25 protein-coding genes are annotated in these 25452 nt (G+C 56.6%); 11 read left to right on the forward strand and 14 right to left on the reverse strand.

Features of this window, described 5'->3' with window-relative positions; genetic code table 11:
• Positions 1 to 8 precede the first annotated feature (8 nt).
• The 3 genes from EI77_RS01905 to EI77_RS01915 are packed head-to-tail and all read right to left on the reverse strand — an operon-like array spanning position 9 to position 2058.
• Positions 9 to 992, reverse strand: coding sequence for a PDZ domain-containing protein (locus EI77_RS01905; protein ID WP_133793061.1), 984 nt, complete (start codon positions 990 to 992; stop codon positions 9 to 11).
• A 21-nt stretch (positions 993 to 1013) separates the two neighbouring features.
• Positions 1014 to 1481: a hypothetical protein gene (locus EI77_RS01910; RefSeq protein WP_133793062.1), complete on the reverse strand. Its 468-nt coding sequence runs from the start codon at positions 1479 to 1481 to the stop codon at positions 1014 to 1016.
• A 1-nt stretch (position 1482) separates the two neighbouring features.
• Entirely contained in the window at positions 1483 to 2058 is a 576-nt protein-coding gene (locus EI77_RS01915) for an RNA polymerase sigma factor (RefSeq protein WP_133793063.1), read from the reverse strand.
• 193 nt (positions 2059 to 2251) lie between these two features.
• Between EI77_RS01915 and EI77_RS01920 the strand changes: the two genes are divergently transcribed.
• A complete protein-coding gene (locus tag EI77_RS01920; protein ID WP_133793064.1) occupies positions 2252 to 3376 on the forward strand; it encodes an Ldh family oxidoreductase in 1125 nt (374 codons plus the stop codon).
• Between the two features lie 12 nt (positions 3377 to 3388).
• Positions 3389 to 4117 (forward strand): undecaprenyl pyrophosphate synthase, encoded by a 729-nt coding sequence (uppS, locus tag EI77_RS01925; RefSeq protein ID WP_133793065.1) that lies wholly within the window; start codon positions 3389 to 3391, stop codon positions 4115 to 4117.
• A 63-nt stretch (positions 4118 to 4180) separates the two neighbouring features.
• On the opposite strand, the gene EI77_RS01930 is transcribed toward uppS, so the two are convergent.
• The gene (locus EI77_RS01930; protein WP_133793066.1) at positions 4181 to 4960 is read right to left on the reverse strand and encodes a hypothetical protein; all 780 of its coding nucleotides are present in this window, start codon (positions 4958 to 4960) and stop codon (positions 4181 to 4183) included.
• 148 nt (positions 4961 to 5108) lie between these two features.
• Here EI77_RS01930 and EI77_RS01935 point away from each other — a divergent pair, with 148 nt between their 5' ends.
• Positions 5109 to 6578 carry a glycoside hydrolase family 10-like protein gene (locus EI77_RS01935; protein WP_166646967.1) on the forward strand — a complete coding sequence of 490 codons (1470 nt, stop codon included), beginning with the start codon at positions 5109 to 5111 and terminating at the stop codon, positions 6576 to 6578.
• Between the two features lies 1 nt (position 6579).
• Here the strand turns inward: EI77_RS01935 and EI77_RS01940 are convergent, their stop codons facing one another.
• The 3 genes from EI77_RS01940 to EI77_RS01950 all read right to left on the reverse strand — a co-directional run bounded on the left by EI77_RS01940 (position 6580) and on the right by EI77_RS01950 (position 10079).
• A complete protein-coding gene (locus tag EI77_RS01940; protein ID WP_208300239.1) occupies positions 6580 to 8064 on the reverse strand; it encodes an endonuclease/exonuclease/phosphatase family protein in 1485 nt (494 codons plus the stop codon).
• Positions 8065 to 8240: 176 nt separating this feature from the next.
• Entirely contained in the window at positions 8241 to 9677 is a 1437-nt protein-coding gene (locus EI77_RS01945) for an efflux transporter outer membrane subunit (RefSeq protein ID WP_166646968.1), read from the reverse strand.
• 132 nt (positions 9678 to 9809) lie between these two features.
• Positions 9810 to 10079, reverse strand: coding sequence for a hypothetical protein (locus tag EI77_RS01950; protein WP_133793070.1), 270 nt, complete (start codon positions 10077 to 10079; stop codon positions 9810 to 9812).
• 98 nt (positions 10080 to 10177) lie between these two features.
• Between EI77_RS01950 and EI77_RS01955 the strand changes: the two genes are divergently transcribed.
• A complete protein-coding gene (locus tag EI77_RS01955) occupies positions 10178 to 11686 on the forward strand; it encodes an alkaline phosphatase D family protein (RefSeq protein WP_133793071.1) in 1509 nt (502 codons plus the stop codon).
• 72 nt (positions 11687 to 11758) lie between these two features.
• Positions 11759 to 12643: an NAD(P)-dependent oxidoreductase gene (locus EI77_RS01960; protein ID WP_133793072.1), complete on the forward strand. Its 885-nt coding sequence runs from the start codon at positions 11759 to 11761 to the stop codon at positions 12641 to 12643.
• A 28-nt stretch (positions 12644 to 12671) separates the two neighbouring features.
• Here the strand turns inward: EI77_RS01960 and EI77_RS01965 are convergent, their stop codons facing one another.
• On the reverse strand, positions 12672 to 13019 hold the full coding sequence (locus EI77_RS01965; RefSeq protein ID WP_133793073.1) for a VOC family protein: 348 nt from the start codon (positions 13017 to 13019) through the stop codon (positions 12672 to 12674).
• 44 nt (positions 13020 to 13063) lie between these two features.
• Between EI77_RS01965 and EI77_RS01970 the strand changes: the two genes are divergently transcribed.
• From EI77_RS01970 to EI77_RS01985, 4 genes are all read left to right on the forward strand, one after another.
• The gene (locus EI77_RS01970) at positions 13064 to 13471 is read left to right on the forward strand and encodes a (deoxy)nucleoside triphosphate pyrophosphohydrolase (protein WP_133793074.1); all 408 of its coding nucleotides are present in this window, start codon (positions 13064 to 13066) and stop codon (positions 13469 to 13471) included.
• A gap of 190 nt (positions 13472 to 13661) precedes the next feature.
• On the forward strand, positions 13662 to 14177 hold the full coding sequence (locus tag EI77_RS01975) for a hypothetical protein (protein WP_133793075.1): 516 nt from the start codon (positions 13662 to 13664) through the stop codon (positions 14175 to 14177).
• A 63-nt stretch (positions 14178 to 14240) separates the two neighbouring features.
• A complete protein-coding gene (gene rfaD, locus EI77_RS01980) occupies positions 14241 to 15245 on the forward strand; it encodes an ADP-glyceromanno-heptose 6-epimerase (protein ID WP_133793076.1) in 1005 nt (334 codons plus the stop codon).
• Positions 15246 to 15623: 378 nt separating this feature from the next.
• Positions 15624 to 17012, forward strand: coding sequence for an MATE family efflux transporter (locus tag EI77_RS01985; protein WP_133793077.1), 1389 nt, complete (start codon positions 15624 to 15626; stop codon positions 17010 to 17012).
• On the opposite strand, the gene EI77_RS01990 is transcribed toward EI77_RS01985, so the two are convergent.
• Genes EI77_RS01990 through EI77_RS02005 form a run of 4 tightly spaced genes read right to left on the reverse strand, consistent with a single transcriptional unit; the run spans position 17009 to position 21423 of the window.
• A complete protein-coding gene (locus EI77_RS01990; protein ID WP_133793078.1) occupies positions 17009 to 17314 on the reverse strand; it encodes a hypothetical protein in 306 nt (101 codons plus the stop codon). The two genes, EI77_RS01985 and EI77_RS01990, sit on opposite strands and share 4 nt — an antisense overlap.
• A gap of 49 nt (positions 17315 to 17363) precedes the next feature.
• Positions 17364 to 18299: an ABC transporter permease gene (locus EI77_RS01995; protein ID WP_133793079.1), complete on the reverse strand. Its 936-nt coding sequence runs from the start codon at positions 18297 to 18299 to the stop codon at positions 17364 to 17366.
• Positions 18296 to 19216, reverse strand: a complete 921-nt coding sequence (locus EI77_RS02000; RefSeq protein WP_133793080.1) for an ABC transporter permease — start codon at positions 19214 to 19216, stop codon at positions 18296 to 18298. Before EI77_RS02000 ends, EI77_RS01995 begins: the two co-directional genes overlap by 4 nt.
• A gap of 50 nt (positions 19217 to 19266) precedes the next feature.
• Positions 19267 to 21423, reverse strand: coding sequence for a thioredoxin domain-containing protein (locus EI77_RS02005; RefSeq protein ID WP_133793081.1), 2157 nt, complete (start codon positions 21421 to 21423; stop codon positions 19267 to 19269).
• Between the two features lie 108 nt (positions 21424 to 21531).
• Here EI77_RS02005 and EI77_RS02010 point away from each other — a divergent pair, with 108 nt between their 5' ends.
• On the forward strand, positions 21532 to 22230 hold the full coding sequence (locus tag EI77_RS02010) for a plastocyanin/azurin family copper-binding protein (protein ID WP_166646969.1): 699 nt from the start codon (positions 21532 to 21534) through the stop codon (positions 22228 to 22230).
• 121 nt (positions 22231 to 22351) lie between these two features.
• Here the strand turns inward: EI77_RS02010 and EI77_RS02015 are convergent, their stop codons facing one another.
• A complete protein-coding gene (locus EI77_RS02015) occupies positions 22352 to 23821 on the reverse strand; it encodes a DUF1501 domain-containing protein (protein ID WP_133793083.1) in 1470 nt (489 codons plus the stop codon).
• Positions 23822 to 23992: 171 nt separating this feature from the next.
• On the opposite strand from EI77_RS02015, the gene EI77_RS02020 reads away from it, so the two are divergent.
• On the forward strand, positions 23993 to 24667 hold the full coding sequence (locus EI77_RS02020) for a DUF1287 domain-containing protein (protein ID WP_243838638.1): 675 nt from the start codon (positions 23993 to 23995) through the stop codon (positions 24665 to 24667).
• Between the two features lie 9 nt (positions 24668 to 24676).
• Here EI77_RS02020 and EI77_RS02025 read toward each other — a convergent pair whose 3' ends face one another.
• Positions 24677 to 25438: a heme-dependent oxidative N-demethylase subunit alpha family protein gene (locus tag EI77_RS02025; RefSeq protein WP_166646970.1), complete on the reverse strand. Its 762-nt coding sequence runs from the start codon at positions 25436 to 25438 to the stop codon at positions 24677 to 24679.
• Positions 25439 to 25452 lie beyond the last annotated feature (14 nt).

The following is a 25452-nucleotide window of genomic DNA, read 5'->3' on the forward strand; positions in this document are numbered from 1 at the left end:
CCGAGCACTTAATCGCTACCGCGAATTTCCTCCAGTTGCCTCAGCTTTTCCTGCATCGGTGCGGGAATGGAACGACGCTCATCGGGGTTACTGACGTCCCAGCTTGTTTCTACACCTTCCTTGGGCTTGGCGGAAAAAATCATGCGTTCACCTTCCTGGCGAAGACTGTAAATGCCGCTGTCATCACTGCGGGTGACGTTGGCAGATTCACGGGGGCGGCCGGGACTTGGTGGACGGTATGCCGAGTCAGGCACAGTGCGAGGTTCTGTGCGGGAATCGGAGTCACTACGGCGTCTCCCGCCATCCCATAAAGGAGAGGTGGGGGGCGTGCCGTTATTGTCTTCACGACGCCAATCGCGCATCCTTTCCTGATATTCCCGCATCTGCTTCTGATAACGCTCTAGGGAATCGCGCATGTCATTCATGTCAGGGCGGTTGCGGTCACCGCGATAGAAAGGCTGAAAGTAATCATCGCGGGGATCTCTTGATTCCACAGGCATCATCCGCTCCTCAATCCTGACAGTGACTTGTTTTTCCACGCCAGCAGAAATGAGAGTCATCGACACCAGATCATCTTTCTTTTTGCTGCGCACCAGGGTCTGGAGCTGCTCCATATTCACCAGTTTTTGATCTTCAAAACGGATCAGGATGTCGTCATCCTGGATGCCAGCAGCCTGAGCAGGAGTATCCGGCATGACCTCTTGTACGAGAAGGCCAAAACCTTCGGATAGGCCGAAATGAGCGCGTAATTCACGCGGCACATTTGCAGTCAATACTCCAATGTAAGCCGTTGGTTCCTCCTGCCCTTGGCGAAGACCACGGGGGCGACCGCTTGTCGGCGGAGGTTCACGAGAAGGGGGCGGGGATGGATCAATCGCCTTCGGCGCTGATTCGGGTTCAAGAGGCATTGGCTGCTGCTGGGCATTAAGCGGGTTGTTCAAAAGCGCCAGCAGTCCGGCCATGGCCAGCAAAGCTGCATGGAGGGGTTTCATAATATTAATATTGGTTAGTCTTTATTGGAAAGAGACCGGCAGCACGACACTTTCTTCGCGCGGTCTTTCCAAAGTGATGTGAGCACCATCGCGGGGATCGATCCATGCGTGGCGCTCCATGGAGGTTAGCCTCACACGCTGCTCAGGCAGGCGTGAGTTTGAGTTGTACTGGATGCCCTCATTTCGAGCATCCACCACTTCACGAATAGTGGTCACGGGCATCACATAAGGATCGGGGGCGGATGCCACTAAGGCAGATGGGCTGTCAGCATCGTTGCCAGAAAAAACGCTCATCACCAACACCGCCGCAGCGGCACCGGCGGCAGACCAGGATAGAGGAGCCAGCCAGATCGGACGAAGGGTGCGCTCTGACCGGAGCATCCATTCCCGGTCTTGTTCCAGCTCCTTGGCGATGCCCTGGCTCAGAGACGCCGAAGGGCCGCGAGGCTGCAATTCAGAAAGCAGAGTTTCGATTTCGTGTTCGTTCATATCAGGCCTCCTTGGCGAATGGAAAAGGTACGACGTTGGTGGCGGCGGGAGTGGAATCGATCACCAGGTCCCCGCGGCGAGGTGCCAATTTTTTTTGCAAGGACTGGAGTGCATAACGATAACGTCCCGAAACGGTATTGATAGACTCCCCCATGGTCGTGGCGATTTCCGCAAAAGTCAGGCCGCCCCAAAGCTTTAGCGTCACGACTTCACGCTGATCTTCAGGCAGGGTCTGCATGGCCTCCTGGATGATCAGCGCCGTTTCTTTCTGCTCCGGGCTGGTATCGAAGACTGGGGCATCGCCCATAGGCAGGGCCACATTGGACGCAGCCTCACGACGGCTGCGCCGGGTATCACTCCGGCGCTGGTCCAGGGCAATGGTGCGAACAGCCGCATATAGAAGGGGGATGTGCTCCTCATTCCCTTCAGGAAAACGTTTCCACCAGCGTACGAAGGCCATTTGCACGACATCTTCCGCATCTGCCCGGCTGGGGCAGAGCTGGACAGCATAGAGCAACAGCTTCGGAGCGACCTTGTCGAAGCAGTATTTCCAGGCATCTATAGTGGCGGCTTCCATGTGGGGGAGAGTTTCCAGGGGCTTAACGTCACCCCCTCTTGTTTTTGTATGATGAGGGACGTTTTTGCTGAAAGTCTGTTCCGGAATCGTGGAAGATGTGTCAGCAAAGGCTGCTCATTCGGCATTTCTGGGCATCCTCTCCACTTGCACGCCCCCCTGCCCAGTTTTAAAGCACTCTTTCTCCAACCCTGCCATGTCCACCACGTATCACGTCCTTCCCACTGCCGCTCACAACGACCTCGTCCGCGCCGCCTATGTGCATCGCGGTTACACTGCCGCTGAGGCTGAAGACGCCGCCCGTTTTTGCGAAATGGCCTCCGCCCATGGCATCCGCACGCACAATGCCATCAAGGCTCTGCACCTGGACCATCTCTTTGGCAGTGCCACCGGCGGATGCAAACCCGGTGCCGAAGTGAAGGTGATCGAGAAAAAATTCGCTGCCAGTGAGGTCTGGGACGCTCAGCTCAAGCTGGGCCAGAGCGTGGCCTTCAGCGCTATGGAGCGCTGCATGGAAATGGCGGATAAATACGGGATTGGCCAGGTCAGCGTGGACAATGCCTTCCATTACCTTTGGGGTGGTGGTTACGTGATGGATGCGGCCAAAAAAGGTTACATTGCTTATACTAACTGCACTTCCACGCTGGGTGAGGTCGTCCCTTTCGGTGGCAAATTTCCGGTGCTGGGCACCAATCCTCACTCCTGGGGCCTGCCTACCCAGGACGCCTGTGGCTTCCCCATCGTTATTGACTGGGCCACCAGCACCGTCGCCATGGGCCGCGTGCAGCAGCTCAAGCGTGAAGGCAAGCCGCTGCCTCCTGGTGCTGCCGTGGATGCAGAAGGCAATCCGACCACCGACGCCAACGCCGCCCAGTGGCTGCTTCCCTTCGGCGCACACAAAGGCTACGGCCTCTCCCTGCTCATCGAAGTGATGGGGGCCATGATCGGCGGTTCCCTGCCCACCCTGCGCGGCGGCGGTGCCCACCCCACCATCAAAGGCCAGCCCACCCCGGCAGGTGAAAAACGCACTGGCAGCTTTTATTTCCAGGTCATCCACCCGGATGCAATCAGCAGCGGGCTCTTCGCCCAGGGGCGTGACTTCAACAGCAATATGAAGGCGGTCATTGATGACATCCTGGGCCACGGTAACGAAGGATGCATGCTTCCCGGCCAGCCCGAGGCGCAAAACGCTGCTCACACCGCCAAAGCCGGTGGCCTGCTCTTCAGCACCGCTGAAGTCGAAGCGCTCAACGAGATCGCCGATGAAGTCGGTGCCACCCGTTTTGACGCCGCCTCCCTGCCGACCTACGATACGCCGTAATCACGGCCTGCCATGCCTCACGCAACCACTGCTGACGACCTGAAGTCCATCCCGCGTCACATTGCCATCATCATGGATGGCAATGGGCGCTGGGCCAAGGAACGCGGTCTGCCGCGTACTGAAGGCCATCGCGCCGGAGCGGATACTGTAAAACGGGTCACCGAAGGGTGTGGCCAGTTAGGCGTGGAATACCTTACGCTGTATGCGTTTTCTTCAGAAAACTGGAAACGACCCAAGCGGGAAGTGGATGCGCTGATGAAGCTGCTGGAGCAATTTCTCCGTACCAAAACGGCTGAAATGAAGGAGCAAAACATCCGTCTGCAAGCCATTGGCCGCCTCCATGATCTGCCGAAATCTTGCCAGGAACAGCTCCACCGCTCAGTCGAAGCTACATCTCAAAACAACGGCCTCACCCTCATCCTGGCCCTCAGTTACGGCGGGCGGGAAGAGATCATTGATGGCGTCAAAAGTCTGATCGACAGCGTCGAGCGTGGTCACTTGGATAAGGCCATGATTGATGGGGATGTTTTCAGCAAACATCTCTACACACGCTACTATCCGGACCCTGATTTGCTCATTCGTACCAGCGGCGAAATGCGCATCTCGAATTTCCTGCTCTGGCAGCTCAGCTACACGGAGTTTTACGTGACTTCCAAACTTTGGCCTGATTTTGACCAGGAAGACCTCAAGGATGCTATTCGTGATTACAGCAAGCGCCAGCGTCGGTTCGGCGGGGTATAACGGTATTCAACAATGGATGGCCACTGGGACTGAATACGACAGACCGCATACTGCAGCCCCATCTTACACCCCAGGTTTCACCCATGGCGCTGGAGGAGCCTCGGGCTGCTGTAGGGCCTCGGTACGGTGATTTTGCAGCACCGCTTCAGCTTCAGCGGCCTTGAGCATTTCAGAACGGATATTCATCGGCACGGCATTCTCATTGAGGGCGGGCAGGAGTGGATTTGGCCCGGCTGTCCAGGGTCCCGTATCCGGCAAACTGTTCGACAACATCGCATTTGGGTTCGTCACGCGATGCAAACCGATGACTCGTAAACGTGTGCCTAAAAAGTAAAAAACGGTATCGTCAGACAGGCCTTCAATGATGGTACCACCGCGTTGTAAAATGGGCTTACCGCGCAGTACTGCCTCATCACCATTGATGTAGGCCTCCTGGCAAAGGATTTTGGCGGAGTCGTCCGCTCCAGCCTCCAGATAGACTTTTCCCCTGGCCCGCACTTTCCGCGCCCGGCCTTCTTTGTCGGATTTGAGCACCTCAATGCTTTCCGCAGCTACCCGCCCATTGACGCCCAGGTCCAGGTTCTGCCCGGAAATCGTTTTGGCTTCCGCGTAATCCATGCTGAGCAAGAATGCCAGATCCACCGGGGAGGTATCGGTTCCCGGAGCCAGATCTGCCTTGGCCAGCATCAGTTCTCCTGGCTCCTCACTGCTTTCGCTGCGGTTTACTCCCTCAGGTTTAGAGGATTCCGAAGAGGGGTTTTTGAGGCTTTTGCATCCAGATAACAGCAGGATTAGCACGGGCAAGGTGCTAAGCAGCAGAGAACTGGTGGATGAAGCCGACATGGTCGTGACCTAAACGTGTGGTGGAAAAGGGTGCGTAAGATGATACGTCTGAAGTGTCTGATTTGGGGGTACCGAAAGAGCTAACACAGGCGTCTACGCTCCCTATTATATGACTCAGACCGATCCTCGTCGAGATTCTTGTCAGCCCATGCGCAGCCTTTTTTTACTTTTCCTTCTCACCAGCCTACCGGCACTGGCCCAGATCTCCGTCCCCCTGCCCGCACGGGAATTGCGTGGTTCCTGGATCGCCACCGTGCATAACATCAACTGGCCCAGCGAGCCGGGTCTGCCTGCCACGCGACAGAAGGAGCAGCTCCAGCGCCTCATCCAAAGTGCCCATGACCAGGGGCTAAATTGTCTCATTTTTCAGGTCCGTCCTGCGGGGGACGCCCTTTATGAATCCAATATCGAGCCCTGGTCCCCCTACCTCAGCGGACTCATGAGCCTGGCACCGTCACCTAAATGGGACCCTTTGGAATTTGCTATTCAGGAAGCTCATCGCCTGGGGATGGAACTGCACGCCTGGTTCAATCCCTACCGTGCGCTAGCCGGGGACAAACACACCCCCAGTGCCGATCACATCCGCCGGCGTCATCCAGAATGGACTGTCAAATATGGCCGCGACTGGTGGATGAATCCCGGCATCCCTGAGGTGCGCCAGCGTGCTGTGGATGTCATGCTGGATGTGACCCGCCGCTACGATGTGGATGGCATCCACATGGATGACTATTTTTATCCCTACCCCATCCCCGGTGCCGATAAAAAGCCCATCCCCTTCGATGATGCTGCCACTTATGCCCAATACAATGCACTGGGCGGCATGCCGCTAAGCCTCACTGCCTGGCGGCGTCAAAACGTGGACGAAACAGTGCGAGCGACCTATGCCGGTATCAAGGCCATCAAACGGACCGTCAAGTTTGGCATCAGCCCCTTTGGCCTCTGGCGGCCTAACTTCCCCGAAGGCACTGGCGGTGGCCTGGACCCGTATGAGGAACTGGGTGCCGACAGCCGCAAGTGGCTGCAACAAGGGTGGGTGGACTACCTCACCCCCCAGCTCTACTGGACCATCGACCGGCCTAAGCTGGGCTTCACCACCTACTATGACTGGTGGCTGAATGAAAACACGTTAGGCCGCCATATCTGGCCTGGCATGAACAGCAGCAAGGTCGGGGATGACCGCAATGCGGGGGAGATCCTCAAACAGATCAGCGTCCTCCGTGAGCGCGGCCTGCGCATGACACCCGGTCATTTCCACTGGAACTTTGGCGCGCTGGACAAGGACCTGGGCAAGCTCGGCACCCTTACCAAAGAACGCGCTTATAATATCGTCGCACTGCCACCTGCCAGCCCATGGCTGAGCAACGTCGCACTGCCCGCACCGCTCATCGAAAAACTGGCCGAGGGTAAACGCTTCCGCTGGGGATTCAGTGATCCGCGCTGGGAAAATTACAGCCGCTGGTGGGTTATCCAGGCCATGATCGAAGGCAAATGGCGCACCCTTGATATTACATTCAAAGACCAGCACGAGCTTGACTGGCCAGCCAAAGCCACCGCCGTGGCCGTACGAGCGGCGGGGAAATCATGGGAGATTGGTGAAGCCGGGGTGGCCAGGAGATAATCTATTCAATTCCAGGAGGCTCCTGCATCGGAATATCCACCACGCAGGGACTGTGGTCCGAAAGCCTGACTGTCAGCCCCTCAATCATGCCGCTGAGCGTTTCGCCAAAATGCGGTGCCAGCCGGTAGTCGAAATCGTCAGCACCCTGCGCAGAAGGCGGTACCTTGACGAAAATCCAGTCGAGCCGTGACCTTCCGATGGGACCGATGGGACGTTGTACACTGAAGGTGGGAGTTTGGCCTTTGATGGCTTTTTCGTTCGCGTTAGCCAATTTGGCAGAAATGCCGTTGATGGATCGTTCTTTGTCTCCTCTGAAGTCAAACTTTCCGCCGTCCGCAAAACGATATTCCTCGATAAGGTTGAAAAGTCCACGCGTCTTGTTAGGCAGTAAAACGGGAATGTGCGGAGCCAGAGGACTGTGAAAATTTTTGGCCGTATTCAGCAGTACCCGACCAGAATTGACCGCGACAGGTGCAGCCATAAGCAGATTCATGCTCACACCTAACCATGTTTGTGAACTGGAGGTCGTGCGTGAAAAGACCCGCGTGATGGAGGTAGGACTCAGATCCTCATGAGCGGAGTTATGATCCCCGGCCATCACCACGGCATTTGGAATATCGCGCATGTAGGACAGGATTTCCGCCATCTGCGCCTCCCGGTCTCGCGGACGCGCTTTGATCTCCAGATGATTATTGATTACAGAAAGCGTGTTTCCAGGCACGCCAGGAACATCCAGATCCACACGGAAAAACACCCGCCCGCCGATCTTCATCTCACGCACAATCTGATTTTCAAAAACGATCTCGGTGGCCAAACGGCGCATCCCCTCGACAACATCTGTCCCGGCTTTCTCACCTGCATACCAATCGTATGGCTGCACTTTTAGCTGAAAACTATGCGCATTGATGATGGGATACCGGGAGAGAATGGCCAAACCAAACAGCCCCTTGTATCGCGCCTCATCCGGCTGGTGACGCACCTCTCCGCCACGGCCATGCGCGATGGGCTCCAGCCCCAGCATCACCGGATCAATTTCCAGTTGCTGCGGTGCAAACGCGTAGTTCATCCCCAACGCCTTCGCCAACTCACGTGCGGCATCCCGATAACCTGAACGGCTGATGCCGATGTCCATTTCCTGCAGAATGATGACATCCGCAGATGCCAGGCGTGCCCGCTCACGCAGCAGTTCTGTATGCGCCGCACTGCCCTTGGGTGCCATCTTCTCATTCACCAGGGATTCAAAAAAAGACTCGGAGGCCAAGGCTGACGTCACCTCCTTCATGCGCAGGGACTTTTCCACATTCCAGGTGGCTACCCGGAGGAATTCTCCCTGATGTTCATTCCGCAAACGCAACGGCCGTTTCCCCTGATAATAAGCCTCGTTCGAGATGATGGGACTGTTAAGTAATTGATGAACTTTGGCTTCCAACGCGCCACCCGGCCGGGGCTCCTTCACGAGTTGTTGCAACTCAGCAAAGGATAACATATTCACGCCCTTGTAGCGTGGATATGGAGCCTGGGAAAACCGGGTCACGGGGATGAGAGGGCCCGTCACCTGCGTCTGGGCAGCATTTTTTTTGGGATGAGTCCCGCACGAAACCAGCAGGCCACCAGCCAGCATGGAGATGAAAAAAGGCGCCGCTGAAAACTTGGCCGTCATCATTAAAATTCCCCCCCCAGTGCCAGATGCAAATCCGCACGGTTGCGCAAGCGCTGCGCCTGCACACTGATCAAAGCACTGCGGGCGTCGAAAGCTCGCTGGCTGGCATCCAGCAAAGTCAGCACATCTGAGAGGCCCTTTTCATACTGCCCCAAGGCCAGTCGTTCCGAGCGCTCAGCCTCAGTGGAGGCTCGAGCAAGCGCCTCCGCCTGCGCCTGTAAAAAGCGGTCCGCTGCCAGGGCAGTCTCCACTTCCTGAAAAGCCACGAGCGCGCTGCCTTTATAGGTGGCCAGCAACTCTTCATAACGTGCCCGCTCCAGCCGCACTCCAGCTACCAACCGTCCGCCTTGGAAAAGGGTCTGCACACCATTGGCTGCAATGGCCCAGATCGCGGAATCTGGTGCCAGCAAATTGTCCATATCCTGAGAGGTCCGCCCGCTGTCTCCCGTCAGCCGAATGCTCGGCAGGAAAGCTTTTTTCGCAGCACTTTCACGGCGCAGAGCCGCCTCCAGTTGCCGCTCTGCCGCACGCAGGTCTGGCCGACGCAGCAACAGCTCTGACGGCAGCCCGGCTGGAATGCTCCGCGCCAACGTCGGCAAAGCTCCCATACCGGCTTCCGCACCCGCTGGATACCCGCCCAGCAGGACCTCCAGTGCACGCCGGGACTGGTCAACCGTCGCACGGCGTTGCTGGAGGGTGGATTCCGTACGTGCCAGATCCGCCCGTGCCAAGCTCACATCCAGTGCTGCCCGATCAGTATCCAGTCCCCGGTCCAGTTGCTTTTCCAGAATGCCCAGTTGCATCCGCCGGGTCTGCACATTTTGCTCAGCCAGCCGGGTCAGTGCTTGGGCCTCAGCCAGCGTCGTCGCCGTCTGCACCGTATTCGCCGCCAGGGAGAGCCGCGCTGCGTGGAAGTTTTCTTCAATCGCCAGGCGATTTGCCTTCGCCGCGCCCCGCTCATCCGCAATGCGACCCCAGAAATCGATCTCCCAGGACATATTGAAGGTTAGTCGGAAACGATTATTGATCGGTGTCAGGCCAGGAAACCGCTGGTCTCCAGGACTCTGCGAGCGACTGGCATTGTAGGCACCACTTAATGCCGGAAACAGATCCGCCCCCGCCTGGACCGTTTCAGCCCGCGCTTGCTTCACCCGTTCCGCAGCAGCCGCCAGATCTGGATTCGCCGCAATGGCCTGGGCCACCAAGGTACGCAGCCGCGCACTGTTAAAGTCTGCCAACCATCCTATGGAAGCTTTTTCCGGCAAGGAGGGCAGAGCTGTCCAGTTCTCTGGGGCCATTGCATGAATGGCATGCGCATCTTTTTTCAGCCGCTTGCTGCCCAGCGGTGGCAATAGCCCGCAAGAGACAGACAACATCAGGCTCAAGGCCAGCAGTCCCTTTTGCAGGGCAGGCGATGTCCAGGAGGGGGGAAGCGGCATCCGTTCCATTTACCCGCTTTGCATCACGCTTCAACCTCAACACCACGCAGGCTTTTCCTGCACAGCGCTACATGGCCAGAAAAAAGCCCGGCATCACTGCCGGGCTTCTCAAAATGAGGCTATCTCCAGAGCTTAGGCCTTGGCGATGCTGGTGATTTTGCCGTGCTCGCTGTCCACCTTCACGTTTTCACCGACCAGCTTTTCAGCTTCGTCAGCGCCTTTGGTGGAGGGTGTCAGGGTCAGCTTGGCTTCTTTGCCATCTTTGCCTTCCACGACGACAGCCTTGGTGGCGGCGTCGAAGGACTTCAGTTTGCCTTCATTGGTGACGACTTTGCCACAGCCTGCGTAGGCGGAGCCGAGAGCCAGGGAAACGATGGCGAGGGTAGCGAATGCTTTTTTCATATTCGTAGAGGATGCTTGTTGGATGAGTGCAACCACTGGCGTTGCTATTGAGTAAACGATTGTTCATACCTTTGGTTTGCATACAAGCCTGAATTTTCATGAAAACCTGCCTGCGCATCACTGCCGCCTTTTTCCTATTTACCTTTGTGTGGGCTCATCCCGTCCCGGACATCCCGGTGCGCACCTATTTCACCCCGGAGGGTAAATGTACCCTGACTGTTGAGGTGGATCCGCGCTGCTTCGCCGCAGATCCCAATGCTGCGGCTTCTCTCATGCAGCCTATCCTGGCGTCTTTGAGTCCGGCCCGGGTGGCGGAATTGAAGTCCCAGGCTCAGGCGCTGGTAAAAAAATACGTCGAGTTCCATTTCGAGCCGTCCGGCCCCATTCAGCCTGATTTCACCTTCGAATTCACCGGCCATGACCGCGCCCCTCTGGATAGCGAGGATGACATCGTCGTCCTCACCGGCACCTGGGAAACGCAGGTACCCGCAGGCAGCACCGGGTGGCGTATCCGCGCGACCAAGGATACTCCGCTGGCCGTCGTCTTTCGCAATTACCTCTCCGGGGTGGAGCACCCCAAATTTTCCGTTCTGTTCCCAGGTGAGATCAGTTTCCCCTTTGATCTCAATGCTCCGGCCCAGCCTCTCCAGCACATCGTTTTTGGCTCCTGCCTGGACCTCACTGTCCATCCCATGCTGGACCGCACCCTCACCCTGCCCATGGATCTCTTCCTTTTCATGGGGGACAACATCTATGCGGATACCCAGGACATGGCCAAGATGAGGGAGAAATACATCGCCCTCGGCCAGAGCACCTTTTTCCAGGGCCTGCGCAGCCGTGCACCCGTTCTTGCCACCTGGGATGACCACGATTTTGGCGTCAATGACGGCGGGGCGGACTACCCGATGAAAAAGGAATCTCAGAAGGAGTTTCTAGACTGGTTGAATGAACCCGGTGGATCAACCCTCCGCCAGCAGGAAGGCGTGTATCAAGCCCGCACCTTTGGCCCCGCAGGAAAACGCACCCAGGTCATCCTGCTGGACACCCGTTACTTCCGCAACCCGCTGAAACGCGTCCCGAAGGCACAAGGCAGCAATGGTGGTACCGCTATCCCAACGGACGACCTCAGCACCACCCTTTTGGGGGACGCTCAGTGGGCCTGGCTGAAAAAGACACTCCAGGAGCCTGCCGAGCTCCGCCTCATCATCTCCAGCATCCAATTTGCCGCTGAGGCCAGCGGGAGTGAAAGCTGGGCCAATTTTCCTCATGAGCAAAAACGCCTCGTGAAGCTCATCGCCGATACCCAGGCCAAAGGCGTCCTCATCCTCAGTGGTGACCGCCACTGGTGTGAAATGTCCGCTCTCACCCAGGAGGTCCCCTACCCTCTTTATGACTTCACGGCCAGTTCCATGACTCAGATCCACAAGCGCGGCACCCCCACCCCGAATGCGAACCGAGTCCTGCCAAAAACCTTCCACCAGCCTAATGTCGGCACCCTTGATATTGACTGGGCAGCAGCCGATCCCACCCTCACCCTCCGCATCCTTGATGAGCAGGGTGCTGCACAGATCGAAAAAGTGCTGCCTCTCAGCGAGTTGAAACCGTAGCCTGAAGAGCTTGCATCACGAACGGCCAACGCCAAAATCAGCCCACATTTCAACCACCCCTTTCTATTTTATATGAGCAAAACCATCGCCTTTGTCGGAGTCGGACGCATGGGAGCCAACATGGCCCGCCGTCTCAAAGATTGCGGATACAGCATCACCGCCGTCTATGACAGCCACCGCCCCATCGCCACCGCTCTCGCCGATGAACTTGGCTGTTCAGCACCGGAAAAACTGGCGGATGTAGCTGCCGCTGCAGACATCATTTTCACCGTCGTCACCAACGATGAATCCATGCGCAGCATCTTCTTCGGGCCTGGAGACAACCTGCTGAAGGAGCCGACTGGAAAAACCTTCATCAATTGCGCCACCGTCTCCCCAGGAATCCATCGGGAGGTCTATGAGGCCGCGAAAAACGCTGGTGCGCACAGTCTGGAAGCCAGCATGGCCTCCAGCATCAGCCACGCCCGCGAAGGAAAGCTTTATCTCATGATGGCGGGTGATGAATCCGTATATAACGACGTGCTGCCCGTCCTGGAGCAGATGAGCGTGAACCGCCGCTTCATCGGCGGCCCTGGTCGAGCGGCGGAAGTGAAGGCTCTCGTCAACATGGTCATGAACATCAATACCGCAGGCCTTGCCGAAGGTCTCGGCCTCGCTGCCGCGCTGGGGCATGACCTGGACATGGTCCGAGAGGTCTTCAGCCAGACCGGTGCCAACAGCCGCGTCCTGGAAACAGACAGCGCCGATATGGTGGCCCGCGAGCATGATTGCTGGTTCTCCGCTGAGCATGCTGCCAAGGACAGTGGCATCGCCGGAAGCATGGCGGAGGGTGTCGGCCTCAACTTGCCGCTGAATCTGGCCACCATCGCTCAGTATAAAAAAATGGTCAGTCTGGGCCTGGGTGGCCTGGATAAATCCGGCATTGCTGAACTGACCTTCAAAGGCAGGCACGCCTAAATCGGCTGGGTGCAGTCAGGGATTCATCTCACCCGACATATTGGGTGATGAATCCCTCATTTCCCTCAGGATCACGGAAGCGGCCAAGCAGGATTGGCTCCCCTTCCCGCTGCACCGGGCTGTCCAAAATCTTGCCTCCGGCTTTGTCGATCAGCGCGGCCACCTCAAAGACGTCCTCATACTGCAGGCTCAGCCCGGTTGGATTGACGGATCCGTCATGCCCTCCATGCAGTGCCAGGATGGCATCGCCACACGCCAGTTCCGACCAGAATTCACTCACGAATACCTCCTGGAATCCCAGGGTGCTCGTATAGAACCGGACTGCACGGCGCATGTTCACCGCCAGCAGCATGAATTTGACTTTCTCAGGGCGCATTATTCAAGTATGCCCCGCAGCAGCCGGTCGTCAGTCAAAATCATATGTCATCTTCCCTCCCGCCTGTGGATGTTGTCTGCGCCGTGATCCGTCGTGGTGATCTCATCCTGCTGGCCAAGCGCCCACCGGGCAAACGACTTGCGGGAATGTGGGAGTTTCCTGGTGGCAAAGTGGATCCAGGAGAAACGCCGGACCAAGCGCTGCATCGGGAAATCATGGAGGAGCTGGGCTGTGAACTCACGATTTTACAGGCCGGACCTGCCGCGCTGCACGAATACGAATGGGGCTCTATACGACTTTTCCCTTTTTTATGTGAACTCAAAAGCGAGAGTTCAGAACCCTGTCCTCACGAACACAGCGAGCTGATTTGGGTTTTTCAAAAAAAACTTTCCCGCCCCGACATGGCACCGGCGGACGAGCCGGTCATCAGATGGGTGGCGACCTTGGCCTGACTCTTGCGTCATAACACCTTGGTTACAAGAGTGTTGCGCATTTTGCATTACGTCTCTCTGGTTTCACAGCGATAGTGTAAAAGGGCAATGCTTTAGATATATTTATATTAATAATATTTTAAACGTTTTCTATAATTATTTGATATTTAAATAAACCATGACAAAATCCTGACAAGTTTCCACACTCGCCATGCACACTCCCGCCCCCCTCGTTAGTCCAGAAACGGCATTTGCCAGTTATGATCTTGTGAGCTTTGGAAAAGTTCTCGTGCCTGCTCACCCTCTGCGATTTGGTTTCCAAGTGGACATCGTCCCATCCCAGAGCGTCTGTAAACAAGTCGTCTTTGCATTGGTGTCCAGCGAGCTGGAGATCCAAAATGGTGTCAAACGCAGCCACGGATTCGCGGTGAGGGTGGATATAGAAACAGGTGAAATCTGGGATCTGCTCAATGATAGCGGCCTTGTCGGGTGGATCGAACAGCCAATGGACAGCTTTACGGATGAAGAACCCCTGCTGTTAAACTGGGAGATTGAGCACTACGGCGCAGCGCTCATTCCTAAACTCAAGATCGCTAGCGAAGTCTTCCTGTACCCCGCTCTGCGCCATACTCCCGATATGGTGATGGATACGGTCGCCGGAAATGAAACAGGTAAAGGCCCTCTCACGACCTTCATCCATCCGGCTGTGTGGAAAGAATCCCTCTGAGATCACTGAGGAAGAGATAAGTGAAGAGTTGCGGAATCCGTTCCTCCTCGCTATCGCCTTTCAATGTCTCTCACTCCAGAAAGCCGCATTCTTGTCACCGGTGGCGCCGGATTCATCGGCAGCGCCCTTATATGGGAACTCAACCGTCGCGGTTGTGAAAACATCATCGTTTCTGACCGTCTCTGCACCGACGAGAAATGGAAGAATCTCGTCCCGCTTCATTTCCATGATTACGTGGATGGTGGCGACCTGGAAAAACACATCCGCACTGCGCCCGAAAGCCTGGGCCATTTTGATGTCATCCTCCACCTCGGAGCCTGCTCAGCCACTACTGAAAAGGATGCGGACTACCTGATGCGGAACAATTACGAGCTCACCAAGATCCTTTGCCAGTGGGCTCTGGCTAACGGCACCCGCTTTGTTTATGCCTCCTCAGCCGCCACTTATGGCGATGGTGCCCTGGGCATGGATGACCAGCTCGCCGACCTGCACTCTCTACGGCCGCTGAACATGTACGGCTATTCAAAGCATCTGTTTGACCTGCATGCCAAGCGCACGGGCATGCTGAGCAAGATCGTTGGCATGAAATACTTTAATGTCTATGGCCCCAACGAGGACCACAAGGCAGACATGCGCAGCGTCGTCCACAAGGCCTATGGCCAGATCCTGGACAAAGGTAAAGTGCAGCTCTTCAAATCCCATCGTCCCGACTACAAGGACGGTGAACAGATGCGCGATTTCCTCTACGTCAAAGATGCCATCCAGATGACCCTTCACCTGGCGGAGAATACTCAGGCCAATGGTCTCTTTAACCTTGGCTCCGGCCAAGCCCATACCTGGGTCCAGCTCGCTCAGGCCATCTTCGCCGCCCTGGGCAAGGAGCCGAACATTGAATTCGTGGATATGCCTGAACATCTCCAATCGAAATACCAGTACTATACCTGTGCGGACATCACCAAGCTTCGCACTTTCGGGTATACCCAAGAACTGTTTACCCTGAATGAGGCCGTGCGCGATTATGTGCAGGGCTATCTCACGGGCGATAAACGCCTGGGTGACGAAAAATAGAGGCGTAACGAACATTAAAGAATAAAACCGAGCCAGTGGGAGCCGTTTGAGTTCCACTGGCTTCTCGGTTCAGTACTCAGCTAGATGAGTATAAATACTGGGATTCAGCCTCCACCCTTCCAGGGTGCTTGAGGCAGGGGAGAGGTGTCAGGGATTGACATTTAGTTCTTATCATGGAATAGGTGAATACATGATTCTTGTCATCCGCCCCAAATTTAACTCCGTGCCAGGTGATCGCCTGGCAGGAGAAGGGCCGGTGGCAGGCTAAGCGGACGAATCTGACGACGCTTCCAACCACTCCCCTTTTGACCCTGGGGCGGTGGTTTTTTTGTGCCGCTGCCTGTCTGTACTTTTCCAACCTTTCGCGCGGCAGCGTTTATGCACTCTTCCCTTTCCACCCCTTCTGTTTCTTCGACCCCAATTACTTGGCCCAGCTTTGGCCAGGAATGCCGGATCACTCTCAAACTGGCAGTGCCATTGGTCTCAGGACAACTGAGCCAGATGCTCATGGGCGTGGCTGATACGGTCATGATCGGCACTGTGGGTGTGCTGGCTCTCGGCGCATCCACTTTTGCGAATACTTTGTTAGCCGTTCCATACGTGCTGGGTATCGGGCTGCTGAGTTCGGTTTCCGTGCGTGTCTCGCAAGCCCATGGAGCCAAGGCTCCAGAAGAGGCGCGGCAAACGGTGCGGCATGGCACGTGGCTGGCGCTGGGGCTGGGACTGCTGGTGGTCTTGGGCACGGTGGCTCTGATCCCGATGCTACCTCATTTTCAACAGCCTGCAGAAGTGGTGGAGCTAGCGCCGGTCTATCTGCTGACCTGCGCTATTTCACTGATCCCGGCACTGATGATGATGGTGTGGAAGAACCATGCCGATGCACTGAACAAGCCCTGGCCCCCGTTCTGCATCATGGTTGGCAGCGTGCTATTGAATGTGCTGCTGAACTGGCTGTGGATCGAGGGACATGCAGGCTTCCCGGCCATGGGGCTGGAGGGTGCAGGGTATGCGACGCTGACGGCGAGGATCATCGGCGCGCTTGCCCTTTTTATCTGGTTGAACCGGAGTCCGACTGTCCGGGAATGGAGTCCGGTGCGCTGGCTGGTGCGGACGCAGATGCAGGGGTTTTCTTCTTTGCTGAAAATCGGCCTGCCTGCGAGTTTTCATCTCTTAGCCGAGGTCACGGCCTTTGTGATGGCCTCCCTGATGATCGGTTCACTGGGAGTTATTCCTCTAGCAGCGCATCAGGTAGCCATCACCTGCATCGCCACTGCCTTTATGGTGCCGCTGGGAGTGGCCATGGCGACCACCGTGCGCGTGGGCGAAATCGTGGGAGCGAATCAGCGGGCGCGGTTGCACCGAGTACTGGTGGGGAGCTGGCTTTTTGCCACGCTGTTTATGTCAGTATCCATGGGCGTGTTCTTTATCTGGGGTCAGCCCCTGGCAGCGCAATTTGTGAATGATGCCGGGGTCATCGAGGCGGCAGCAGCACTGCTGGTGGTGGGTAGCCTTTTCCAACTTTTTGATGGCCTCCAGGTAGTCTCTGCAGCCGCCCTTCGGGGAGTGGATGATGTGAAAGTGCCCGCATGGATCGCCGTGCTGGCCTACTGGACCATTTCTCTACCTTTAGGCTGGCTGCTAGGCCTCCAGATGGGCTGGGGCGCGACCGGCATCTGGGCAGCCCTGGCCGTGGGCTTGGCGATTGCGGCGGTAATGCTGATGTGGCGGGCTTGGCGGTTGCTTGGGGTATACAATGGGAAAATTTAACCAAAATACCCATAGGCAGTTAACCGATCACGAGCCACCGCCCTCTCATTCGCGGAAAACAAGTCTTCATATTCAGGCTTTAAAACCAATACTTCCATTGAGTTTTCTAATTGACCTTCTTTCTTTAACCGCGCGAAACCGTCCGGAATCATCCTTTTATTTAGCCAAAATTTAGCCGCGTCCACACCACCTGATCGCTTTACTTTGGCGAGAAAACGTTTTGCCCAATAGCCCGTACCACGACCAACTTTTTCGTAAATGCCAAGCATGTCATTGTGAAATGATTCTTTTGTCGCAGCCATTTTAGAAATTACTATCTCGGCATGTTTTATCTAGCCTCGAAATCATTTATTACAAGTTTTCCGATTTCGGATCCAGCGCATCTCTTAAACCATCGCCGATGAGGTTGAGCGCGAGGAGGGTGGCGCTGAAGAAGAGGCCGGGGCCGATGAGCAGCCAGGGGTAGGTTTCCATGCTGTCGGCCCCTTCACGGATGAGGACGCCCCAACTCGCATCGGGGGGCTGGATGCCGAGGCCAAGAAAGCTGAGCATGGCTTCCAGCAGCATGACACCTGGGACGGTGAGGCTAGAGTAAATGATGACCGGACCCATGACATTCGGCAGCATGTGCCTGAACAGGATGTGCCAAAAACCAGCTCCGCTGGCACGGGCAGCGAGGACGAATTCCAGGTTTTTTAAAGCGAGCACCTGTCCTCTTACCACTCGCGCCATGGTGAGCCATTCCACCGCACCGATGGCAATAAAAATGAGCCAGAATTCACGCCCGAAAATGACCACCAGGATGATGACAAAGGTGATGAAGGGAAAAGCGTAGAGGATGTCCACCAGCCGCATCATGAGAGCATCCACCCGGCGACCAGAAAGGCCGGCGATGAGGCCGTAACCGACACCGATGACGGAGGCAACACCCGTGGCCAGAATGCCGACAAGGAGGGAGATGCGTCCGCCCACAAGGATGCGCGTGGCGAGGTCGCGACCTAAGGGATCCGTGCCTAACCAGTGGGCGGCAGAAGGGCCAGTCGCTTGGAGATTAAGGTCTTGATCGTTTTGACCATAAGGGGACAGGAACGGTCCAAAAACGCAGATGGCGACTAGAGCCACCATGAAAAGCATGGCGAAGATTGTGACGCGGTTGCGGGTGAGGCGACGCCAGGCACGCTGTCCGGGGGATTGGGGGGGCAGTGGGAGTGAGGCCGTCCTGGCCTCATATGAGGGCGGGACGCCCTCACTCCTTGTTGGGACCTCGCTTCTTGGGGCTTCACTCATGATTTGAAGCCGATGCGAGGGTTGAGGAGTGCCTGAAGGAAATCCACCAGGAGATTGAAGCCGATGATGAGAACGGCGTAAAAGGCGGCTGTGGCCATGGCGAGCACGAAATCTCGGTTCACAGCCGCCCCCACGAAATGCTGGCCCAGGCCGGGTAGTTGAAAGACTGTTTCGATAATGATTGAACCGGTCATCAACCCCGCAGCGGTAGGGCCAAGATAGTTCAGCACTGGCAAGCAAGCGAGCTTGAAGGAATGACGAAAAACGATGGCCATCTCCGAGGCACCTTTGGCACGGGCAGTGCGGATGAAATCCTGCACCAGGGTTTCCCGCAAGCCACCACGGGTAAGCCGGGCAATGTAGGCGCTGTAAATGATACCTAACGTCAAGGATGGTAAAACCCAGTCATCCCAGTCATACCAGCCGGAGGCATTGAACCAGCGCAGTTTCAAGCCGAGAACCAGCGCAATCAACGGCCCCAGGACCATGCTGGGCGTACAGATGCCCAGTGTAGCGATGACCATGCAGACGCGGTCATCGAAGGTATTGGCACGCACAGCGGCCAGTGCGCCCATGGGAATGCCAAAACCAATGGCAATGACCAGCGCCGCCAGTGCAACCATGGCGGAGACCGGAAAAGCCTGCACGATAATCTCATCCACACCCCGGCCAGGATTCTTCGAGGAGGCGGGGAAATTGAACGTGGCAAAGCTGACCAGATGCCGCCAAAGCTGCACATACACAGGCTTGTCCAGCCCGAGCGCGATGACCTGTTGCTCACGAATGTGCTCGGGGATGTTCCTTTCACTCTGCATCGGTGAACCGGGGGCCATTTTCAGCAACGCAAAGGTGATGCAGAGCACGCCGAAAATAACGACGAGACCCTGCATAAGGCGGCTGATGAGGAAGCTGAGCATTGGGGGAGATTCAACAGGGAAGCGGACGCAGCATCAATGCCAAATCACCTTCAAGCCAGAAGCTTCTCCAAGGCTTCCTTTGTGGTGACCGGAGCCTGGCAGGCATAGTTCTGGCAGACGTAGGCGGCGGCCTGTCCCCCTACCGGTGCCATGGAGGAAACAGCTTCATTTTTTCCACCCAGCCAGGCTTGGCCCGCTCCGCCGTCGGCATGGAGAAGAACGGCATGGGGCAGGAGGCGGCGATGGATAACGGCGGCGAGCGCTTGAAAACCCGGAGAGGTTTTGTCGCCCGCTAGGACGATCTGCTGCTTTCCATGCTCCAGGAAATCGGCGGCCATGACAAGCACGGGCACAGCTGAGGGGCTTTCCTGAAGGGTCTTGCCAAACAGGGTGATGATCTTTGCGGCCTGATCCGCATAAGGCTTGCTGTCCAGCATAGCAGCGAGGCGCACCAGATTGAGCGCCGCGAGGGAATTCGGCGAGGGCTCGGCACCATCGTAGTCCTCTTTGATTCGGAGGACGGAGTGGGCCATGTCGGTATGGACGCTGTAATAACCCCCGTTTTCCTTGTCGAGGAATAGGCTGTCCATTTCCTCCTGGAGTGAGGCGGCCCATTGCAGCCACTTCACCTCAAAGGAGGCCTGATAAAGATCCAGCAGCCCATGGATGAGGCAGGCATAATCGGTCGCGAAACCCTTGGGCCCACGCTCCCCTGCACGCCAGCTCCGGTGTAGGTCTCTACCTGGAGTGGCGCAGAGTTCATCATGGAGAAACTGAGCGGCCTCCCCGGCGAGTTTGAGAAAGCCGGTTTCACCCAAGGCAGCCCCGGCGCGTGACAGGCCGGAGATCATGAGGCCGTTCCAGGCAGTGATGACCTTGTCATCCAGATGCGGACGGGGGCGCTTGGCGCGGGCTTCGAAAAGCAGCTTCAACCCACGGGCCTGGATGGCCAAAATCTCCTCTGGGGTCTTCTTGAAAAACTCTGCAGTCTTCTTGATGGAATAAGCTCGGAAAAGGGTATTGAGGCCCGTGAGTTCGCCATGCGCATCGCTCTCGGGCCGGGCATTTCCATCGCGGCGTGCACCAAAGGAATAGCGGAAAATGCTGCCTTCCTCCTTGCCGAGGATCTCGTCTATCTCGCTAGCTTTCCACACATAAAAGGCACCTTCTTTTTTATGGTCGTCGCCTTCCTGGGCGTAGCTGTCGGCATCCTCGGCGGAAAAGAAGCCACCTTTTTCGTGACGCATATCCCGCTGGACATAGGTGACGATGTCCCGAGCCACATCTGCTAGAAAGGGTGATTGGGTGATAAGGTGGCCATCTGCATAGGCCCAGAGAAGCTGGCCCTGGTCATAAAGCATCTTTTCATAATGCGGGATGTGCCAGTAGCCATCCACGGCATAGCGGTGCATACCGCCGCCAACGTGATCCCAGATGCCGCCATTGGCCATGGCGCGAAGGGTTTTCACAGACATCTCTGCAGCCCAGTCGGCCTCGCTTTTACGCGCCTCATCCTTTTGCCAAGCGTGGTGAATACGCAGAAGCAGGTTGATAGAGCTGGAGCGGGGAAATTTCGGCGCACTGCTGAATCCGGCCTCATGATAATCGTAATTACTGGCGAGGTCGTCGTAGGCCTTTTGGACAATGGCATCCACTTCCACCTCACCACCGGTATTTTCACCATCCAGGTATTCCTGAAGTTTGGAAATGGAGCGGTCCGAGCTGGCGAGGACTTTTTCGCGGTCTTCCGTCCAGGCTTTGTGGAGCTCGATCAGTAAATTTTTAAAACCAATGCGTCCCTGGGCATTTTCCGGGGGAAAATAGGTGCCACCGAAGAAAGGCTTTAAATCGGGGGTGAGGAAGACGGACATGGGCCAGCCACCGCCACCGCTGGCGGCCTGCACATAGGTCATGTAAGTGAGGTCCACATCCGGGCGCTCTTCGCGATCCACCTTCACAGCGATGAAGTTTTCATTGATGTAGGCAGCGATTTCCTCGTTTTCGAAAGATTCCCGCTCCATGACATGACACCAGTGGCAGGTGGAATAGCCGCTGGACAGGAAGATGGGTTTGTCCTCTGCCTTGGCCTTGGCGATGGCCTCATCCCCCCAGGGCAGCCAGTTGACGGGATTGTGGGCATGCTGGAGCAAATAGGGCGACTTTTCGCGGATGAGGGCGTTGGTGTGTTTGGGGGCTGGGTCGCTCATGATAATGAATGAAACGTGGCGATGGGGGCCGGGGTTGCAAGCGGTGGACCGCTTGGTGGTTGCGTTTGGGGCGGTATGTGCTTGTTTCCGGCTCCGAAAAACCTAGCCATGTCTGCGCACCCCCATCCCACTTCCGAAGAATCCGGCTCCATCTGGAAAATCCTCAACGTGATCATTGCCATTGTCGTCGGCGGTTTCACGCTGTTCTGGGCCATTACCTTCCTCATCGGCGCCAAGGCTGAGACTTCCGGCTGGAATAAGGTGGAAGCAGTGACAGAGACCGCGCCTGCGGCAGAAGCTGCTGCACCCGCTGCCACTGAAACACCAGCCGCCGCTCCTGCAGCGACGCCCGGCACAGCGCCAGCCCCGGCTGCACCCGCCACTGCTGAAGCGACCGCCCCAGCCCTGACTCCCGCCCCTGAAGCCGCTCAGATTGCCCTCAAGGTGGATGTCGCCAACCCACTGGCCTACGACATCAAGGAATTTTCTGTGAAGTCCGGACAGGCCGTCAAGCTGACCTTCAACAATGTCCATCCCGCCGTCCCGCAGCCGCACAATGTGGTCATCGGCGTGAGTGGCTCCAAGGACAAGCTGCTGGCTCTGGCTATGCAGATGGCCACATCCCCCGATGGCATGGCCAAGGGCTACATCCCAGAATCCCCTGACATTCTTTTCCACACGAAGCTGCTTCAGCCTGGCCAGAGTGAGACTATCGAATTCACCGCACCTGCCGCTGGCGACTACCCATATATGTGCACCTTTCCAGGTCACGGCATCATCATGAATGGCATCATGCGGGTGGAGTAACCGCCTTTCGATTTACAAAAAAGCCCGGGTGATGAACCCGGGCTTTTTTTGTCGCTGATCTCCTGGAAGAGGGCGGGCTGTTCCGTGGATCGCATCACTCGGAGAGTGATGCCTACTGTACTCACGCGAAGAGCTTCGTTACGGGCTTGGCTTTCACTAGCTCGCGGGGCTGGTTGAGGTGGTTGTAAACGATGGTTTCAGGATCAATGCCCACGGCATGGTAGATCGTGGCCAGGAGTTCTGTCGGATGAACAGGATCTTCGGCAGGTGAGGAACCGGTTTTGTCCGACTTGCCATGGATGTAACCACGCTTGATGCCGGCCCCACCGATGACCGCCGTATAACAATAAGGCCAGTGGTCGCGGCCATCAGCGCTGTTACCATTGCCTGAGGTAGATACTCCCTTTTCTGGGCTGCGGCCAAATTCACCTAGAGCAACGACGAGTGTCTCATCAAGCAGGCCGCTGGAGTCCAGATCTTCAAAAAGGGCGCTCAGCCCCTGGTCCAGCATCGGTCCGCTCTGGCTTTTCATGCGCTGAGTCAAGCCCACGTGGTGGTCCCAGGAGTGATTGTCTGAATTGGCGACTTTAGGCCAGATCAGTTCCACCACACGCGTGCCAGCTTCAATGAGACGACGTGCCAGCATGCAGCTCTGGCCAAAGGTATTGCGACCGTAGCGGTCACGCAGCTTTGGAGATTCACGGTCAAGCGCGAAGGCATCTCGAGCACGACCGCTAGCGATGAGGTTGAGGGCCTGGTCATAGTAGCTGTCCAGGCTCATGTCCTTCACAGCCGCTTCAATCGTGGGCATCTGATCATTGATGGCATCGCGCAACTTGGCACGGCGCTGGAGGCGGACGCTGAAGAGGTCCGGGCGGAGCTGGAGATCCTCGATCTTAATCCGGTCCATCTTGCCCATGTCCAGGTCATCACCATCGGGATACAGCGTATAAGGATCGTAGGCTTTGCCGAGGAAACCAGCGGTGCCGCCTTTGCCGACGACGTTGGATTCCTGAAGGGGACGCGGCAACATCACGAAGGGCAGCATCGGCTCATCCATGGGCTTCAGACGGATGATGTTGCTGCCGAAGTTGGGGAAGTCCTTGGCGTTCGGCGGCTCAAGCTGGCCGGATGGGCTCACTTTGTCCGTCGTATAGCCGGTCATGATCTGATAGATGGCGGCGGTGTGATTGAACAATCCGTTAGGCGTATAGCTCATCGAATTGATCATGGTGAACTTGTCATTCACCTTGGCCAACTGGGGGAGGATCTCCGTGAAATGGTGGCCAGGGACCTTGGTCGGAATGGTCTTGAAAGCCGAGCGAACTTTGTCTGGCACATTCTCTTTGGGATCCCAAAGGTCAAGATGGCTGGGACCACCCTGGAGATAGATCATGAGTACATGCTTAGCTTTTCCCCAGCCTACACGACCAGCGGCGGGGGAATTGACAGAGGCGGCCTGTGCACGGAACATGCCGTTCAGCGTGAGACCCATCATGGAGGCACCGCCCACACGCAAGATGTCACGGCGGGTCATGCCGAGGTCTTTATCACAAAGGTCTTTGCCGAGGGCTCCAGGAATGCGAAACATGGCGGTAGGAGGATTGAATAGGAACGATGAAGCTTACCAGTCCCGGCCTAACAAAGCCAAGAACAAAACGAACACACGCGGATACGACCCCGCCTTCGCATTCTTGCGGAACCCAGGAAGATGCTCGTCATCTCATAGGAAAGTCCATTCATCCAGGTGGAATCTGCCATCATGTTGAACATCTTTCATTCAGCCGCCATCCAAGCAGTCTCTCGCATGCGTCTCTTCCCCATCGCTATTCTTGTCCTGCTCGCTTCAATCTGTAGGGCAGATCAAACTGAACTTGCCGCAGCCTCCAGGTCACGGCTTCCCATCGGAAATAACAGCTTTGCCGTGCGGTTATGCCATGCAGCGCTGGACCGGACGGCCGTGACTGTCAGATACGATGGCGCGTATTTACGCATCCCCTACCCTGGCGGTGACGTCCCTGCCGAAACCGGTGTCTGCACGGATGAGGTGATACGCAGTTACCGGGTCCTGGGATTTGATCTCCAAAAACTGGTGCATGAGGACATGAAACGAAACTTTTCCGCCTATCCCAAAAATTGGGGCCTACCCAAACCGGACACCAACATTGACCACCGCCGTGTGCCGAATTTGCAGACCTTTTTTAAACGCAAACGCGCCGCCCTACCCACCACCCAAAATCCCGCCGATTACAAACCTGGAGACCTTATCACCTGCACCGTCGCAGGTCGGCTGCCACACATCGCCCTCGTGGTGCCTGCGCCAGACGGAGGAGATACTCCCTGGATCGTCCATAACATCGGCAGCGGACCGATGCTGGAAAACCGCCTCTTTGAATTCCCGCTAACCGGACACTACCGGTGGCATCCTGAGAAGTGAACCCTCAGTTTACAGCCCCTCTAAATCGCGGATCAGCGAAGCGCGTGATTTGGCCAGACCTTTGTAATCAGCAACGGTCGGCTCCATCGTTTCCAGGGATTTCAGCAGCCCTGCCACAACCCCAGGAAGAGTGACGAGTCCATCCAAACGATGGTTGCTGACACGGATGCCAAAGAGAAGGGCGCGGCTCACAGGCAAGCGTGTGAGAAACTGACGCTCCAGGCGCAGCCAAGTGCTGTCTAGCCTGGCGGCTTCTGTAAGCCCGGGCAATCGACGAGATGGATGATGATTCAGCTCCGCATCCGCGCTCAGCCCCCAGTTATCTCTCTCCCACGCCAAGTCCGGCTGAATCCTCGAAAGAAAAACCTGGATGGATTTCCCCAGTTCCGCTTCAAGTCCTGGCACCGGGCCATGCACAGCCGATAGCGGCAAGCCCAGCTTCTCCGGCAATGACCATGAGGAAGGAAACACCACCTCTCCTCCAAGGACATGTGGCTCATTGAGAACACCCTCAGAGAGCAGCACCCAATCAGGTTCACATTGCGAGGCCTGCTGACGAATCCACCCCCGCGCTTCCTCCATGGCGACACTCGCCTCTGGAAGCTGTACTGAATAAAGGTCAGGGGCCTCGGCCAGCCATTTTTCGCGCTGCTGCCGGACTTCTCCCGATACATCCTGAACGGACCAAAAGTCAGCGGCATCGCCAACTCGAAGTCCCATCTGGAAACGATGGTCCACGGTGGGAAAAAGACGCTGCCAATCTGGATACATAACACAGGCTAGCA

The organism is Prosthecobacter fusiformis (genome assembly GCF_004364345.1).
Classification (GTDB): Bacteria; Verrucomicrobiota; Verrucomicrobiia; order Verrucomicrobiales; family Verrucomicrobiaceae; genus Prosthecobacter; species Prosthecobacter fusiformis.

Excerpts from the sequence above, each read along its gene's own strand:
- EI77_RS01905 (WP_133793061.1), bottom strand. The coding sequence starts at position 992 with ATGAAACCCCTCCATGCAGCTTTGCTGGCCATGGCCGGACTGCTGGCG.
- EI77_RS01910 (WP_133793062.1), bottom strand. The coding sequence starts at position 1,481 with ATGAACGAACACGAAATCGAAACTCTGCTTTCTGAATTGCAGCCTCGC.
- EI77_RS01915 (WP_133793063.1), bottom strand. The coding sequence starts at position 2,058 with ATGGAAGCCGCCACTATAGATGCCTGGAAATACTGCTTCGACAAGGTC.
- EI77_RS01920 (WP_133793064.1), top strand. The coding sequence starts at position 2,252 with ATGTCCACCACGTATCACGTCCTTCCCACTGCCGCTCACAACGACCTC.
- uppS (WP_133793065.1), top strand. The coding sequence starts at position 3,389 with ATGCCTCACGCAACCACTGCTGACGACCTGAAGTCCATCCCGCGTCAC.
- EI77_RS01930 (WP_133793066.1), bottom strand. The coding sequence starts at position 4,960 with ATGTCGGCTTCATCCACCAGTTCTCTGCTGCTTAGCACCTTGCCCGTG.
- EI77_RS01935 (WP_166646967.1), top strand. The coding sequence starts at position 5,109 with ATGCGCAGCCTTTTTTTACTTTTCCTTCTCACCAGCCTACCGGCACTG.
- EI77_RS01940 (WP_208300239.1), bottom strand. The coding sequence starts at position 8,064 with ATGTTATCCTTTGCTGAGTTGCAACAACTCGTGAAGGAGCCCCGGCCG.
- EI77_RS01945 (WP_166646968.1), bottom strand. The coding sequence starts at position 9,677 with ATGCCGCTTCCCCCCTCCTGGACATCGCCTGCCCTGCAAAAGGGACTG.
- EI77_RS01950 (WP_133793070.1), bottom strand. The coding sequence starts at position 10,079 with ATGAAAAAAGCATTCGCTACCCTCGCCATCGTTTCCCTGGCTCTCGGC.
- EI77_RS01955 (WP_133793071.1), top strand. The coding sequence starts at position 10,178 with ATGAAAACCTGCCTGCGCATCACTGCCGCCTTTTTCCTATTTACCTTT.
- EI77_RS01960 (WP_133793072.1), top strand. The coding sequence starts at position 11,759 with ATGAGCAAAACCATCGCCTTTGTCGGAGTCGGACGCATGGGAGCCAAC.
- EI77_RS01965 (WP_133793073.1), bottom strand. The coding sequence starts at position 13,019 with ATGCGCCCTGAGAAAGTCAAATTCATGCTGCTGGCGGTGAACATGCGC.
- EI77_RS01970 (WP_133793074.1), top strand. The coding sequence starts at position 13,064 with ATGTCATCTTCCCTCCCGCCTGTGGATGTTGTCTGCGCCGTGATCCGT.
- EI77_RS01975 (WP_133793075.1), top strand. The coding sequence starts at position 13,662 with ATGCACACTCCCGCCCCCCTCGTTAGTCCAGAAACGGCATTTGCCAGT.
- rfaD (WP_133793076.1), top strand. The coding sequence starts at position 14,241 with ATGTCTCTCACTCCAGAAAGCCGCATTCTTGTCACCGGTGGCGCCGGA.
- EI77_RS01985 (WP_133793077.1), top strand. The coding sequence starts at position 15,624 with ATGCACTCTTCCCTTTCCACCCCTTCTGTTTCTTCGACCCCAATTACT.
- EI77_RS01990 (WP_133793078.1), bottom strand. The coding sequence starts at position 17,314 with ATGGCTGCGACAAAAGAATCATTTCACAATGACATGCTTGGCATTTAC.
- EI77_RS01995 (WP_133793079.1), bottom strand. The coding sequence starts at position 18,299 with ATGAGTGAAGCCCCAAGAAGCGAGGTCCCAACAAGGAGTGAGGGCGTC.
- EI77_RS02000 (WP_133793080.1), bottom strand. The coding sequence starts at position 19,216 with ATGCTCAGCTTCCTCATCAGCCGCCTTATGCAGGGTCTCGTCGTTATT.
- EI77_RS02005 (WP_133793081.1), bottom strand. The coding sequence starts at position 21,423 with ATGAGCGACCCAGCCCCCAAACACACCAACGCCCTCATCCGCGAAAAG.
- EI77_RS02010 (WP_166646969.1), top strand. The coding sequence starts at position 21,532 with ATGTCTGCGCACCCCCATCCCACTTCCGAAGAATCCGGCTCCATCTGG.
- EI77_RS02015 (WP_133793083.1), bottom strand. The coding sequence starts at position 23,821 with ATGTTTCGCATTCCTGGAGCCCTCGGCAAAGACCTTTGTGATAAAGAC.
- EI77_RS02020 (WP_243838638.1), top strand. The coding sequence starts at position 23,993 with ATGTTGAACATCTTTCATTCAGCCGCCATCCAAGCAGTCTCTCGCATG.
- EI77_RS02025 (WP_166646970.1), bottom strand. The coding sequence starts at position 25,438 with ATGTATCCAGATTGGCAGCGTCTTTTTCCCACCGTGGACCATCGTTTC.